The organism is Pseudomonas sp. ADAK18, assembly GCF_012935695.1.
Lineage (GTDB): Bacteria > Pseudomonadota > Gammaproteobacteria > Pseudomonadales > Pseudomonadaceae > Aquipseudomonas.
Window position 1 is genome coordinate 1600308 of the sequence record NZ_CP052859.1, and the last position, 14297, is coordinate 1614604.

Sequence of the window (14297 nt, forward strand, 5' to 3'; positions counted from 1 at the left end):
GCCTTGCCCGTTCATGGCGGCATAAGCTATATGGATTGCCGCCGGTGCTCTGCACTGCGATTGAACGTTCGCCTGCTTTTCTCGATCAACACCTGGACTCACCCCTTATAAGGTTGACCATGACTTCACAACGCAACTTGCCGCCAGACACTGCGTTATCCAAGCAGCGCACCGGCTTCGTCCGGGTACGGGGCGCCCGGGAACACAACCTGCGCAACGTCGACGTGGACATTCCCCGGGATGCCCTGGTGGTGTTTACCGGGGTGTCGGGATCCGGCAAGTCGTCCCTGGCCTTTTCCACTGTGTACGCCGAGGCCCAGCGCCGCTATTTCGAATCGGTGGCACCCTATGCCCGGCGCCTGATCGATCAAGTAGGCGTGCCGGATGTGGACTCCATCGAAGGCCTGCCACCGGCCGTGGCCCTGCAACAGCAGCGGGGCACGCCGAGCACGCGGTCGTCGGTGGGCAGCGTGACCACCTTGTCGAGCCTGATCCGCATGCTGTATTCCCGCGCCGGCAGCTACCCGCCGGGGCAGCCGATGCTGTATGCCGAGGACTTTTCCCCCAATTTACCCCAGGGTGCCTGCCCGCAATGCCATGGCTTGGGTCGAGTGTATGAAGTCACCGAGGCGCTGATGGTGCCCGATCCGTCCCTGACCATTCGCCAGCGGGCGGTGGCTTCCTGGCCGCTGGCGTGGCAGGGGCAGAACCTGCGGGACATCCTGGTGACGATGGGTTATGACGTCGATATCCCTTGGCGCGACTTGCCGAAAAAACAGCGGGACTGGATTCTCTTCACCGAAGAAACCCCGACCGTGCCGGTGTATGCCGGCTTGACCCCGGCGCAAACCCGCGACGCCCTCAAGCGTAAGCTGGAGCCTAGTTACCAAGGGACGTTCAGCGGCGCCCGGCGCTATATCCTGCACACGTTCACTCACTCCCAAAGCGCACTGATGAAAAAGCGCGTCTCGCAATTCATGCAGGGCAGTCCGTGCCCGTTGTGCGAGGGCAAGCGCCTGACGCGGGCGGCGTTGTCGGTGAAGTTCGCCGGTTATGACATTGGTGAGCTGTCGCAGATGTCATTGCTGCAACTGGCCGAGATGCTGCGCCCGGTGGCAGAGGGGCAGGACAAAGGCACGCTGTCGGTGGAAAAACGCCTGGCGGCCCAGCGGATTGCCCAGGATTTGCTCGAGCGGGTCAGCACCCTGACCGACCTGGGTTTGGGTTATCTGGCCCTTGAGCGCAGCACACCGACGCTTTCCTCCGGCGAGTTGCAACGCTTGCGGCTGGCCACACAATTGGGTTCGCAGTTGTTCGGTGTGATCTACGTGTTGGACGAGCCCTCGGCAGGTTTGCATCCTGCGGACGGTGAGGCACTGTTCGCGGCGCTGGAACGTTTGAAGGCCGCGGGCAATTCGTTGTTTGTGGTGGAACACGACCTGGAAACCATGCGCCGCGCCGATTGGTTGATCGACGTTGGCCCGGCAGCCGGCGAGCATGGCGGCCAAGTACTCTACAGCGGCCCGCCAGCGGGCTTGGCTCAGGTCGAGGCTTCGCAAACCCGCGAGTACCTGTTCGCCGAGCAGCGTCCGGCCAGCCGTTCGCCCCGTCAACCGACAGGCTGGTTGAGCCTGGAAGGGGTGAGGCGCAATAACCTGGAGGGCGTGAGTGTGGACTTCCCGCTGGGTTGCTTTACCGCGGTCACCGGAATCTCCGGTTCGGGCAAGTCCAGCCTGGTCAGTCAGGCGCTGTTGGAATTGGTGAGCGCCGGGCTGGGCCGTGTGGTGCAAACCGAAGAGGACGAGCCAAGCCTTGAGGATGAGCCAGCGCAAACCAGCGGCGGCCGTATCAGCGCCGGGCTTGAACACATTCGACGCTTGGTGCAGGTGGACCAGAAACCCATCGGCCGCACGCCGCGCTCGAACCTGGCGACCTACACCGGCCTGTTCGACAACGTGCGCAAACTGTTCGCCGCCACGCCAGCGGCGAAAAAGCACGGTTACGACGCGGGGCAGTTCTCCTTCAACGTCGCCAAGGGCCGTTGCCCGAACTGTGAAGGCGAAGGTTTCGTCAGCGTCGAATTGCTGTTTATGCCCAGCGTGTATGCGCCGTGCCCGACCTGTCACGGGGCGCGCTATAACCCTGAGACCTTGGCGATCACCTGGGAAGGTTTGAACATCGCCCAGGTGCTGGGACTGACCGTCGAGCAGGCCGTGGAGGTATTTGCCGAACAATCCGGCGTCCTGCGCTCGCTGCAGGTGCTGAGGGATATCGGCCTGGGCTACCTGCGATTGGGGCAGCCGGCGACTGAGTTGTCCGGCGGTGAAGCCCAGCGGATCAAACTGGCCACTGAGCTACAGCGCAACGCCCGGGGTGCGACCTTGTATGTGCTGGATGAACCGACCACCGGGTTGCATCCGCGAGATGTCGACCGCTTGCTCAGCCAGCTCAATCATCTGGTGGAGGCGGGGCATACGGTAATTGTGGTGGAGCATGAAATGCGCGTGGTGGCCCAGAGTGACTGGGTGATTGATATTGGACCGGGGGCAGGGGACCGAGGCGGGAAGGTTGTGGTGAGTGGGACGCCGCAAAAAGTCGCCCGGAGTAAGAGCAGTCGTACCGCGCCGTTCCTGGCGCGGGAACTGCCCTGACTCCTGCGTCGGAATGCCGCACCAAACCCATTGCAACCTCGTACCTCGGCAGCGGCTACAGGGCGGGGACTTTTACCAACCCTGGCTTAAGCCCAAACACCTCCACCCCCTGCGCAGTCGACTGCCCTGTCGTCACACTCACCCGCTCCACCGGCTTGTCCATCGCCGCCCGATACTCCACTGATAACCCACTGTCCCCACGAGTGATCGCCTGGGCCGGCACGATGATCGCCTGGTCATTGTTGTAGGTCACGATGGTCAGCCGAGCGCTCATGCCCAGGCGCACCCGTTGCAGTTGTTGCGGGGTCAGCTTGGGGATCGACAGGGTCACTGGGAATTGCGCACTGCCTTGACTATCACTGGCAATTGCCAGGCCGCTGACCACGCTGACGGAGCCAGTCAGCCGCTCACCATCAAAGCCATCACCCATGACTTCCACCGCTTGGCCCTGGTGCAATTGGTTGATATCCAGCTCCGAGACTTTGGCGACGATTTTCAAGCGTTCGATATTGGCCAGCCCGAACAGTACCTGGCCCTGGCTGACCTTGCTGCCGGCCTGTACCGGTGTGTTGTTGGCGGCGCCCCCTTGGGGCGAGCTGCTGCCGGGTGCCGGCACCACGATGCCAGAGAACGGTGCCTTGACTTCCTTACCGTCGAGCAGCGTGCGCAAGGCTTCATATTTCACCGTGGCGTTGGTCAGTTCCATATCGGCGATCTGTCGGTATTCACCTTTGCCCTGGTCCAGCGCCTGTTGCAACTCGCTGCGGGCGGCCGTCAGGTCCAGTTGTTGTTGCTGGGCCTGTTGCTTGAGGTCGTCCAGTTCGTTGCGGGGGATAATGCCGCGCTTGAACAGGTTTTCGCTTTCGGTCAATTTGCGCTGAGTGTTGCCGGCGGTCATTTGCGCCGTGCGCAGGCTGCGCCGGGCGCGGCCGACCAACTGGCCGCTGTCCCAGTCCTGCATTTCCTGCACCGTGCGCCGGGCCTTGAGCTGGGCGGAAAGGGCGTCGCGCAGTTGCACTTCGAGGGTGGCCGGGTCCATGCGCAGCAGCACCTGGCCGGCGTCTACCCGTTGGCCCTGTTCCACCAGATTGGCCTGCACGTTGCCGTCGAAGGGCGCGGTGAGGGTGATGGTGGTGTCGGGCTCGATCTTGCCCACCAGGCCAATCTGATGCACCAGCGGATCGGTCTTCACCGCCAGCCACTGCTCCGCTGTGGCGGGCTGGTCAGCGGCGGGGCTGCGATAGCTGACAAGCGCGATCCCGGCGCCGGCCAACAGCACGATCAACACAGCGCCCAGCAGGCGTTTTCGATTAGTAGTCATTGAGGGCGATTTCCCAACTTTCCAGAGTCATGCCCAGGGTCAGGTCGAGCTGGGTCTGGGCATTCAAATAGGCAATCAGCGCATTGAGCCGTGAGTTCTCGGCGTTGCGCAGGTCGGTCTCGAAACTCAACACCTGGAAGTTGGTGGAGCGCCCGGCGCTGAGTTTTTCCCGTTCAATTTCGATCTTGCGCTTGGACAGCTCGACTGCCCGTTGCGAGATTTCATACTGGCGCCAGCGGGTACCCAGGTCGCGCACCACATCGTTGACGTTGCGCTCAAGCTCCTGCTTGGCGTCATCGATGGCGATCTGCTGGTTTTCCACATCGACCCGGGCGTGCACCTCAGCCTGACGCGTACTGATGTCGCCGATGGGAATCTGCACCTGAATACCGGCGTAGCTGTCCCAGCGCCGAGTGTTGGTATTGCCGTCGTCATTGTTATAGGCATCACGAAACTGATTACCCCCGGCGATCAGGTCCACCTGCCAACGACCTGAGTCCTTGGCGATGACCAGGTTGAGGTCAGCCTGCTGGCTCCCGAGCAGGGCGGCCAGGTATTCGGGTTGCTGGTTCTGGGCGAGGTTGAAGGCCTGGCGTTTGTCGATGTCCATGCGTGCGGCTTCCAGGGCTTCGGTGGCACGAATCGGCGTGGACAGGTCCAGGGCCAGTAAACGCAACAGGGCCAGGCGGCTGGTGTCCAGTTGGTTCTGTGCTTCTTCCACGCCCAGTTGCTGGGTGGCGATGTCGGCTTCGGTCTGCACGATCTCGAATTCGGCCATGCGCCCGGCGGCGATCAGCGCCTTGTTGACCTCAAGCAAGGTATTTGCGCGCTTGAGCGCGTCCTGGACGATACTCAGTTGTTCCTGGGCCCGCAGCAGTTCGCGGTAGGTGGCGATGATCTGGCTGATGGTTTGCGCCACGGTGGCCTTGAGGTTCAGCCGGTTGGCCTGCTCTGCCAGCCGCGACAGCCGCAGCGGCGCGGTGGTGGCGTCCCAGCCGGCACCGCGCATCAATGGCTGGATGATTGCCAGGTCGAGGCCGTCGCTGCGAAAGCGTCCGGCACGGTTGGCGTTATTCATCTGTTGGGTCCAGGACATGCTCAGCCGGGTGCCGTATTCACCGAGCAAGGTGGCGGCAGGTGCCACGTTGCTATTGCGGGCGTTGTCTGCCGAACCCCGGTTAGCGCGGTAGTAGCTGTTAAGCACGAGTTTGGGGTTGAAGGTGTCTTCGGCCACCCGCAGGTCGAACTTCTGCGCGACCCGTTGCAGGTAACTGCTGCGAATCGCCGGGTTGTTGCGCAGGCCCAGGTAGACCGCGTCGCCCAGGGTCAAGGTGGTGGTCTGGTTGCTGAGGGACACACTGCGGTCATAGCCGCTGCGGGTGGTGCTCGGCGCCGAGGGATTGATCACCACCTCGGCGGCCAGGCTGGGCAAGCTGATAACGCCGATCAACAGCAGAACGTGGCGCTTATTCATCACGCAACGCCTCCACCGGCTGTAACCGCGACGCCGACACCGCCGGGTAGATGCCAAAAAACAGCCCCACCAGCAACGTACTGCCCACACCCAGGGGCAAGGCGGCTATCGCCAGGGAAAACTGCCAGCCGGATAGCCACGCGTATAGATAAGCAGCGGTCATTCCCAGCACGGCGCCACACAAGGCTCCGACGGCGGTGAGGGTGACCGCTTCCAGCAGAAACAGGTTGCGAATATCTCGCTGGCGGGCGCCCAGGGCCATGCGAATGCCAATTTCACGACGCCGCTCCGAGACGTTCATCAGCATTACATTCATCACCCCGACGCCGCCGCCCACCAGGGAAATCGCCCCCAGGGCCAGCAACAGATAGGCGAAAGTGCGGCTTTGTCGGGTCATGCCGTCGATCATTTGCTGGGGCACCTGGATGTCGACATCGTGGTCGGCGAGCTGGGTTTTCAGCGCGGTGGCGGCGTCGCGCGCGATGCGTTCCATGTCCTGGCCCGGTATGGCGCGGATGACCACATTGCTGATTTGGGGCGTGGGGTAGATGCGGCGCATGCCCTCGGCGGGGATGAACATCGCTTCGTTGGCTTGCACCGGAATCAACATGGATCGAGGTTGGCTCTGCAGGATGCCAACGATCAGGAACAGGTAATCGCTGATCCGCACCCGGTCACCCAGTTGCAGCGGGTCGCCTGGGGTGCTGAGGGCCTGAGCGACCTGATCGCCAATCACCGCATAGATTTCGCCACCGTCAAATGGCGACAGGAAGCGCCCTTCGCGCAGGGACAGGCGCATGGCGTCCTTCAGGCCCGGCGTGCTGCCGATGATCCCCGTATTGAACGTGCGGCCATGGAACACCACCGGCCCGCTGAACTGCGAAATCGCGCCAATATGTGCAATGCCCGGTACGGTCTTGCGTATGGCGTCCAGGTCCAGGCTGGCGCGCATGGGCGCGGTGCTGCTGCCGCGCGGCGGGAATTGCGCCACCAGGGTGTCGGTGCCCATGTCTTTGAAAATGGCCGCCGCGTCTTCGGCCGCGTTGTGGCCGATATTGATCAGCGCCACCACCGAAGAGCTACCGATGACGATCCCCAGCAAGGCCAGGATCGAACGCTTGCCCAAGGTCCGCAGGCTGACAAACGCCTCGTGCAGCAGTTGGCTCAGGCTCTGTTCGACCCGCAGGCTCATAGGCGCCCAGCCTCTTGCACCACGCCATTGCGCACCAGGATCTTGCGATTCAGGCGTTCGGCAATGTGTGGGTCGTGTGTGACGATAATCAGCGTGACCTGTTGCTCGCGGTTGAGGGCCAGCAGCAGGTCCATGATTTCCTGGGCGGTGTGGCTGTCGAGGTTGCCGGTGGGTTCGTCGGCGAGGATCACCGAGGGTTTGCCCACCAGCGCCCGGGCAATCGCCACCCGTTGGCGTTGGCCGCCGGACAGATCAGCCGGGCGGTGGTGGGCGCGTTCGGCCAGGCCCACCTGATCGAGCATGCGCAGTGCCTGCTCGACTGATTCGTGACGGGATATACCGCGATAACTCAGGGGCAGGGCGACATTGTCCAGGGCACTCAGGCGCGGCAGCAGGTTGAAGCTCTGGAATACAAAACCGATCTGTTGATTGCGGATGGCCGCCAGTTGATCGGGGCTGGAACTGAAAATGTCATGGCCGGCAAAGTGGTATTGGCCGCAGTCGGGCAGGTCCAGCAGGCCGAGGATATTGAGCAGGGTGCTCTTGCCGGAGCCGGAAGCGCCGAGGATGCCGCAACTGTCGCCGTTGGTAATGGTCAGGCACACATCATTGAGAATGGACAGGTGCTGCCCGGCCAGCTGATAGCTTTTGCCGATGCCTTGCAGGGAAATGAAGCCTGGGAGCGTGGGGGTATCTGTCATCGTGACTACGCCTGCAGCCTCGACGCTCCTGCCATACTCCTGAAAATTCTTGTAACAAGTTCAGGGGCTGCCTGGTACACGTCACGGACTGGTTTTATTTCTTGTTTTTAAAATATTGTTTGAATAGTAACCTCGATCATCCCACTCCGCCAGCCACAGAGATAGAGCGGTTTTACCCCTCCGAGTAGCCGTGCAATCTCACTGTGCAAGGTGCTGTAGTCAACACCCGCGCGGCGGCCAGCGGTGTCCTCGTAGAGGGATGGCGCAGTGTCACTACTTGCTTTCGATCCGCGCCCCCGGTATAAAAAATCAAATTTATTTTTAAAACATAATATTTCCTACCCGTGGAACCCCTATGGTCGCGAAGAAACTCAGCGCTCCAAACGTTACCAAGACTCGATTGCTGGATGCGACAGAGGCTCTTTTCATCAAATACGGCTATGACGCTGTTTTGTTGCGGCAGATTACCGAGAGGGCCCAGGTCAATCTCGCTGCGGTGAATTACCACTTCGGGGACAAAGATTCCCTGATGAAGACCTTGCTGATGCAGCGCCTGGAGCCGCTCAACGAGCAGCGCCTGGAACTGTTGGCGCGGTGCGAGGCCGAGTCCGACGGCCCGCTGGATTGCGACACCTTGCTGGGCGTGCTGTTTGCGCCGGCCATGGGCATGGAACGCGCCGACCCGGCCAGTGGCGAAGGGCGGTCCTTCATCCGTTTCCTGGGGCGGGTGTACAGCGACACCTCACCGTTTATCCAGGAATACCTCAAGGTGCATTACCAGCCGGTATTCCAGCGCTTCTTCGAAGCGTTCGCCCTGGCGCTGCCGGACTTGCCGCGCAACGAGCTGGGGGTGCGCCTGCAATTTGCCCTCAAGGCGATTTCCGGGGTGATGGCGGGAACGGAATTGCGCTTGCTGATGAACTCCATGAGCCTGGGACGGCCGGCCACGGACGCCGAAGTCATGGCCAAGCTGATCACCCTGGTGTCGGCGGCCATTCGCGTGCCCCAGCAAAGTCCCGAGGCGGAAACGGCTTTGGCGCGGGTATTGGATACCCAGCGGGCGATTCGCGAGCAAGCACCCGTAGCCTTACCGAGCAAGGCTGCACGCTAACGTAAAGCCGGCTCGCAATGAGCCGGCGCAGCATTCCTCTACACACCTTCCTTGATTCGTACCCACCTAAAACGCAGGCAAAAAAAACCCGCTGGGGCGGCGGGCTTTAGATGAAACGTTTGTAACGGATGAGGCTTCACCCTACGGTGGCGGATGTGAATAATTCGTGAAAAAATTGTAAGTGAAAGTGTGAATCTATTCGGTTGTGTAAACGGGCCGACGAGTTACATTGAGCACCCCCGGATCTGTCTGATGGATAAAGCCCTGTAGGTATTTACTCACCCGCTCCGGAGCGTCCTCCATCAGAAAGTGCCCGGCCTTTTCCAGCACATGCAAGGTTGCCCCAGGGATATCGCCCAGCAGGCGGCGCGCATATTCAACGGGCTGCCATTCGTCGTCGGCCCCCCACAGAATCTGTACCGGCAGGTCCATGCCCGGCAGGCGTTCGGTAAAGTCGCGGGTATAGCGTGAGTCGTAATGTGCCACCTGATGCTGATAGAACGCCGGCTGGCCAATCACGCCGCTGATCGGGGCCAGATAGGCCTCCAGCAATGGGCCCTGCATCAACGTCTTGTTGAAGACGGCCATTGCCAACTGCCGCTCCATCAGTGCGCGATGCTGGTCTGCGGGCATCCGGGCGTACTCGTCGAAACGCTCATGAATGTCGCACCAGGTCGGGGAGGGCCAGGAGTCGTAGCTGGGCAAGTCGGCGATGGTCAGTGAGTGCAGCCGTTCAGGGTGATCCAGGGCAAACAGCACCGCGCTGACGCCGCCGATGTCATGCCCCACCAGGTGCACGCGGCGCAGTCCCCAGTGGTCGAGCAGCGCTGTGACCAATTGGCTTTGCGCCGCCACTGATGTGTCTGCCTGGCGTGGGCATTCCGACGCACCAAACCCCAGAAGGTCGAACAGGTGAACCTGCATCCCTGCAGCGGTCAGGCGCGGCACGATGTTGCGCCAGATAATGCTGTGGGCCGGCGTGCCGTGCAGCAACAGCACGGGGATCCCGGCGCCATGGCGGCCCGTGGCAATACGCTGGCCGTTGATCAGTACGGTTTCGTTGAGCAGGGTGGTCATGGCAAATCCTCGCGCAGTGAGAGCTTTACTCTACGGCGGCGCTGGTCATGACGCCAATGACAACTTACTCTTCTGTAATCCCGTTTTTGTCATAGGTGAGGCCATGAACCAGCGTTTGCCCATCGATGTATTGCGTGCCCTGCAAACCGTGGTTGAAACCGGCAGTGTCACCCGCGCCGCCGAGCGCTTGCACCTCAGTCAATCGGCCGTGAGCTGGAAAATCAAACGCCTGGAGAAGCAGTTGGATCGGCCGTTAATCCAGCGTGACGGCCAGCGCTTGGTGGCCAGTGAGGATGGTGCACAATTGCTGATTCATGCCCGGCGCATCCTGGAGGCTCACGACGCGGCGTTGGCCCATTTCAATCCGGTGCAACTGCAAGGCTGTGTACGCCTTGGCGCGACGGAGCAGGTGCCCATGGCTGAGTTATCGAGCCTGCTGGCGCAGTTTTCCCGGCAGCACCGCCAGCTTGATGTGCGGATCGTGATTGAGCAGAGTCATGTGCTGCGTCAGGCGCTGGTGGACGGTGAGCTGGATGTGGCGCTGCATCAGGACTTCACCCATCGTATCGAGGCCAGGGATCAGTTGTTGTGGACCGAGCATGTGCATTGGTGCGCCCGTCCAGGCTGGCAACCTGAAGCCGACGGTGGCGTACGCCTGGTCACCTTTGGTCCCGGCTGTTTTTACCGGCAACTGGCCCAGGAACGCCTGAGTGCCCTGGGCATTCGCTGGCAGGTCGCAGTGGAGTGCGGCTCGGTGGAAGGCGTGGTGTCGGCGATGGCCGCCGGGCTGGGCATCGGTTTACTCAGCAGTGCTCACCTGGACAAGCGGATCGAAGTCTATCGGCCATTCGAGCAGCGTTTGCCGCTGCCCGAAGTGGCGAATGTGCTGCGCTTTGGCAGTGATAATCCAGAGCCCAGGTTGCTGGCCTTGCATGACCTACTGATGCAGGCGTTGCAACGGGGTTGATCAAATCTTCCAATGGCTGGCCGTTTTAGCCAGACGTTGGCGCATGGCATCAATGTTTGCCACTAATTGCAGCGTCAACAACCGATACCCATCCAGCGCACTGTGTACTGGAGCCTCCAACGTCGTTTCGCTTGCGTGGACGTGGCTGGGCCGCTCCAAGCGTTCCGTCACTCCAGATTTCAACGCCCGTGCCATCCCGATCAACTGCACCCGAATCTGCCGATGCTCGTCTTTCAGTGTGAGCTGCATGCGCGCCATGGTCTGTTCACTCCGAGGGTCCGGCCGGGTATTGCCGAGGATCTCCAGGGTGCTGATGCACATGCGCAGATGCCGCTGAATCGCGTCCAGTTCGGTCATGGAAATCCGCACTTCCTTGGACACTGATGGCATCAGCGAGCGCAGTTGCACCATGGCCGCGTTCAAGCGGCTGAGTAGTTTGAGGTGTTCATCATCAGTGACCGACTGGCTGCTGATGATCCGGCTGTAGATCGCCGCGCAATCGCGCAGTGCGCTGGCCAGGTTGTAGCGCCAGGAGTACACGGCATACAGCGGCAGGGCGAACGAAAACGCCAGGGCCAGGGCGATGCCGATCAGGATATCGACGGTACGCCACAGGCCGTCGGACAGCGGATTATCGCCATGGCCGGCGACGATAAATACGGTGATGGCCGACAGCAGCGCGGTGTACCCACCCTTGCCGATGGCGTGGTAGGAAAAGAAGCCGCAGACCACTGACATTAGCAGGTAAGTCAGCAGTGGCTGGCCCAGGTACGCCTGTTGCGCCACCAGCAGCAACCCGACGCTGGCGCCGATCAACGTGCCGTATGCCCGCTCCACGGCTTTTTTGCCGATGTTGCCGTGGTGCTGCAAACCGCCGATCACCACCAGCATGGTCACCGAGGCCCATTCGCCGTGGGGCAGGTTGATCCCGGTGGTCAATAGGATCGTCGCCAGCAAACCAAGGGAAACCCGTACGGCGTGAATCAGTTTGGCATGGCGGTAACGACGGTAAGGGTCCAGCAGGGGACGCAGCAGGCGGCGGGCGAAAGGGGGCAGGTGCAGGTTCATCGGTATTAAGTCGGCCTCGATAGCAAGGGTTCATCGATCAAATGTGGGAGCGAGCAAGCCCGCTCCCACATTTGGATCTGTGTTGGCTATTAGAAAATATAGTCCGTGGTCAAAAAACTCGACGCCCGATCATGAATGATGTCGCTGATCAGCGCCTTGTTGCTGTCCTGGAACTTGGTCGCCACCAACGTGCGGATCGAAAACACCCGCAGCGCATCGTGTACCGATAGCGTGCCCTCGGCCGAATTCTTGCGGCCGTTGAACGGGAAGGTGTCCGGCCCGCGTTGGCACTGGGCATTGATATTGATGCGGCCGACCTGATTGGCGAAGGTGTCCACCAGGCGTCCCACTTCAAGCGGGTCGGTGCCGAAGATACTCAACTGCTGGCCGAAGTCCGATTCCAGCACGTAGTCGATCACCGTATCCAGGTCGCGGTACGGCACGATTGGCACGACCGGGCCGAACTGTTCTTCGTGGTAGACCCGCATCGCGGTGTTCACCGGGTACAGCACTGCCGGGTAGAAAAACGAACCACGGCTGGCACCGCCATGGACATTGACCACCTTGGCGCCTTTCTCTTCGGCGTCGGCCACCAGCGCATGCAGGTAATCGACTTTGCCCGGTTCCGGCAACGGTGTCAGGGACACGCCGTCTTCCCAGGGCATGCCGGGTTTGAGGGTTAGCAGCTTCTGGTTGAATTTCTCGATGAAACTGTCGACCACGTCTTCATGCACAAACAGGATTTTCAATGCGGTGCAGCGTTGCCCGTTGAACGACAGCGAGCCGGTGACCGCTTCGTTGACCGCATTGTCCAGATCCACCTGAGGCAACACGATGCCCGGGTTTTTCGCATCCAGGCCCAGGGCCGCGCGCAGGCGGTGAGGGCGCGGGTGCAGTTTCTTCAAATCGCTGGCGGCCTTGTTGGTGCCGATAAAGGCAAAGATATCGATCTTGCCGCTGGCCATCAGCGCGCTGACGGTTTCCCGGCCGCTGCCGTAGATCACGTTGATCACCCCGGCCGGGAAGCTGTCGCGGAACGCTTCCAGCAATGGACGGATCAGCAGCACCCCGAGCTTGGCCGGCTTGAACACCACCGTATTGCCCATGATCAGCGCCGGGATCAGGGTGGTGAAGGTCTCGTTCAGCGGGTAGTTGTAAGGGCCCATGCACAGCGCCACACCCATGGGGACGCGGCGGATTTGCCCAAGGGTGTCCTGTTCCAGCTCGAAACGGCTGGAGCGGCGGTCGAGTTCCTTGAGAGCGTTGATGGTGTCGGTGATGTAGTCGCAGGTGCGGTCGAACTCTTTCTGCGAGTCCTTGAGGTTCTTGCCGATTTCCCACATCAGCAGCTTGACCACCGCGTCCCGCTGTTCACGCATGCGCCGCAGAAAAGCTTCGACGTGCTGGATGCGCTCGACCACCCGCATCGTCGGCCAAGTGCCTTGGCCACGGTCATAAGCACGCACGGCGGCATCCAGTGCAGTCAAGGCGGTCTCGGCATCCAGCAGTGGCGTACTGCCGATGATCACCGGGGTGTCGCCATCGGGGCCGTGCAGTTGAACCGGGCTGCGTACTTGGGCCAAGGGACCGGCCCAGACCTGCAACTGGCCGTCCACCAGGTAGTCGCGCTGTTCAATGGGCGCCGCCAGCCGGTATTGCTCGGGAATGTCGGCGGCAGTAGGAAACAGATGGGCGAGCAGGTTGTCGGTGGTCATGTCGCTACCCCAAGGCTGATTGCAAGATATGTCTAGAGATTCACCCATCCAAGGGCTCTGTTGCAAGGCCTGTGCGCTTTCCACTACGCATAGGCACGCTGTGGCGGGTAAACTGCGTGGCTTTCTTGAAGGAGTTCACATGAGTCACTACCAGCCGGGCATTCTTGCCGCACCGGTGCCGTTGCAGGCACGCCATTTGTTTTTTGCCCTGGAGTCGGTGGATGCCGTGCCAGCTGCTTTCGATGCGCTGGTGCAGTTAACGGATGCTCAGGCAGTAGTCGGTTTCGGTGAGCCGCTGGTCAACGCCCTCGGCGCCCGAATTGACGGGTTGCGGGCATTCCCCCACGTCAGCGGCCCGGGCGCCGATAACCCGTCCACCCAGCAAGCCCTGTGGGTCTGGTTGCACGGTGTGGACCGTGGCGAGTTGCTGATGCGTAGCCGCTCCTTTGAAAAAGCCCTGGCGCCGGCCTTTCGCCTGGTGCAGATGACCGAAGGTTTCCGCTACAAGACCGGTTTTGACCTGACCGACTATGAAGACGGCACCGAAAACCCCCATGACGACGCCGCAGTTGACGCTGCCGTGGCCACCGGCGGTGCCAGTTTCGCCGCGATCCAGCAATGGCAGCACGACCTGGATGGCTTTGCCGCATTGCCGGCGCAAGAGCGCGATCACATCATCGGTCGACGCCATGGCGACAACGAAGAACTGGACGAAGCGCCGGAGTCGGCCCACGTCAAACGTACCGCCCAGGAAAGCTTTACCCCGGAGGCCTTTGTGGTGCGCCGCTCCATGCCGTGGGCCGAAAATGGCCAGGCCGGGCTGATGTTCCTCGCCTTCGGTCATTCCTTTGATGCCTTTGAAGCCCAGTTACGCCGCATGAGCGGGTTGGACGATGGGATCGTTGATGGCTTGTACCGTATCAGCCGGCCGCTGACCGGTGGTTATTACTGGTGCCCGCCGCTCAAGGATGGGCGCCTGGATTTGAGCATTGTTGCAACGAACTAAAAGGCGTAACGGTG

General features: G+C 61.4%; 11 protein-coding genes. 4 read left to right on the forward strand and 7 right to left on the reverse strand.

The window, feature by feature from the left end:
• Window positions 1-119: 119 nt before the first annotated feature.
• Window positions 120-2651 (forward strand): excinuclease ABC subunit UvrA, encoded by a 2532-nt coding sequence (uvrA, locus tag HKK55_RS07200; RefSeq protein ID WP_169354011.1) that lies wholly within the window; start codon window positions 120-122, stop codon window positions 2649-2651.
• Window positions 2652-2706: 55 nt separating this feature from the next.
• Here uvrA and HKK55_RS07205 read toward each other — a convergent pair whose 3' ends face one another.
• The 4 genes from HKK55_RS07205 to HKK55_RS07220 are packed head-to-tail and all read right to left on the reverse strand — an operon-like array spanning window position 2707 to window position 7339.
• Window positions 2707-3972 carry an efflux RND transporter periplasmic adaptor subunit gene (locus HKK55_RS07205; protein ID WP_169354012.1) on the reverse strand — a complete coding sequence of 422 codons (1266 nt, stop codon included), beginning with the start codon at window positions 3970-3972 and terminating at the stop codon, window positions 2707-2709.
• Window positions 3962-5446: a TolC family protein gene (locus HKK55_RS07210; protein WP_169354013.1), complete on the reverse strand. Its 1485-nt coding sequence runs from the start codon at window positions 5444-5446 to the stop codon at window positions 3962-3964. Before HKK55_RS07210 ends, HKK55_RS07205 begins: the two co-directional genes overlap by 11 nt.
• Complete coding sequence (locus tag HKK55_RS07215; RefSeq protein ID WP_169354014.1) at window positions 5439-6638, reverse strand: ABC transporter permease; 1200 nt, start codon at window positions 6636-6638, stop codon at window positions 5439-5441. The genes HKK55_RS07210 and HKK55_RS07215 overlap by 8 nt, the downstream gene beginning before the upstream one ends.
• A complete protein-coding gene (locus HKK55_RS07220) occupies window positions 6635-7339 on the reverse strand; it encodes an ABC transporter ATP-binding protein (RefSeq protein ID WP_169354015.1) in 705 nt (234 codons plus the stop codon). Before HKK55_RS07220 ends, HKK55_RS07215 begins: the two co-directional genes overlap by 4 nt.
• A gap of 355 nt (window positions 7340-7694) precedes the next feature.
• Here HKK55_RS07220 and HKK55_RS07225 point away from each other — a divergent pair, with 355 nt between their 5' ends.
• Entirely contained in the window at window positions 7695-8450 is a 756-nt protein-coding gene (locus tag HKK55_RS07225) for a TetR/AcrR family transcriptional regulator (protein ID WP_169354016.1), read from the forward strand.
• 195 nt (window positions 8451-8645) lie between these two features.
• Here HKK55_RS07225 and HKK55_RS07230 read toward each other — a convergent pair whose 3' ends face one another.
• The gene (locus tag HKK55_RS07230; protein WP_169354017.1) at window positions 8646-9527 is read right to left on the reverse strand and encodes an alpha/beta fold hydrolase; all 882 of its coding nucleotides are present in this window, start codon (window positions 9525-9527) and stop codon (window positions 8646-8648) included.
• 103 nt (window positions 9528-9630) lie between these two features.
• Between HKK55_RS07230 and HKK55_RS07235 the strand changes: the two genes are divergently transcribed.
• Complete coding sequence (locus HKK55_RS07235) at window positions 9631-10494, forward strand: LysR family transcriptional regulator (protein WP_169354018.1); 864 nt, start codon at window positions 9631-9633, stop codon at window positions 10492-10494.
• Here the strand turns inward: HKK55_RS07235 and HKK55_RS07240 are convergent, their stop codons facing one another.
• Together HKK55_RS07240 and HKK55_RS07245 are read right to left on the reverse strand one after the other, a co-directional pair.
• Window positions 10495-11556 (reverse strand): FUSC family protein, encoded by a 1062-nt coding sequence (locus HKK55_RS07240; RefSeq protein ID WP_169357798.1) that lies wholly within the window; start codon window positions 11554-11556, stop codon window positions 10495-10497.
• A gap of 95 nt (window positions 11557-11651) precedes the next feature.
• Window positions 11652-13277, reverse strand: coding sequence for an NADP-dependent glyceraldehyde-3-phosphate dehydrogenase (locus tag HKK55_RS07245; protein ID WP_169354019.1), 1626 nt, complete (start codon window positions 13275-13277; stop codon window positions 11652-11654).
• 139 nt (window positions 13278-13416) lie between these two features.
• Between HKK55_RS07245 and HKK55_RS07250 the strand changes: the two genes are divergently transcribed.
• Entirely contained in the window at window positions 13417-14283 is an 867-nt protein-coding gene (locus HKK55_RS07250; RefSeq protein WP_169354020.1) for a Dyp-type peroxidase, read from the forward strand.
• Window positions 14284-14297: the final 14 nt, after the last annotated feature.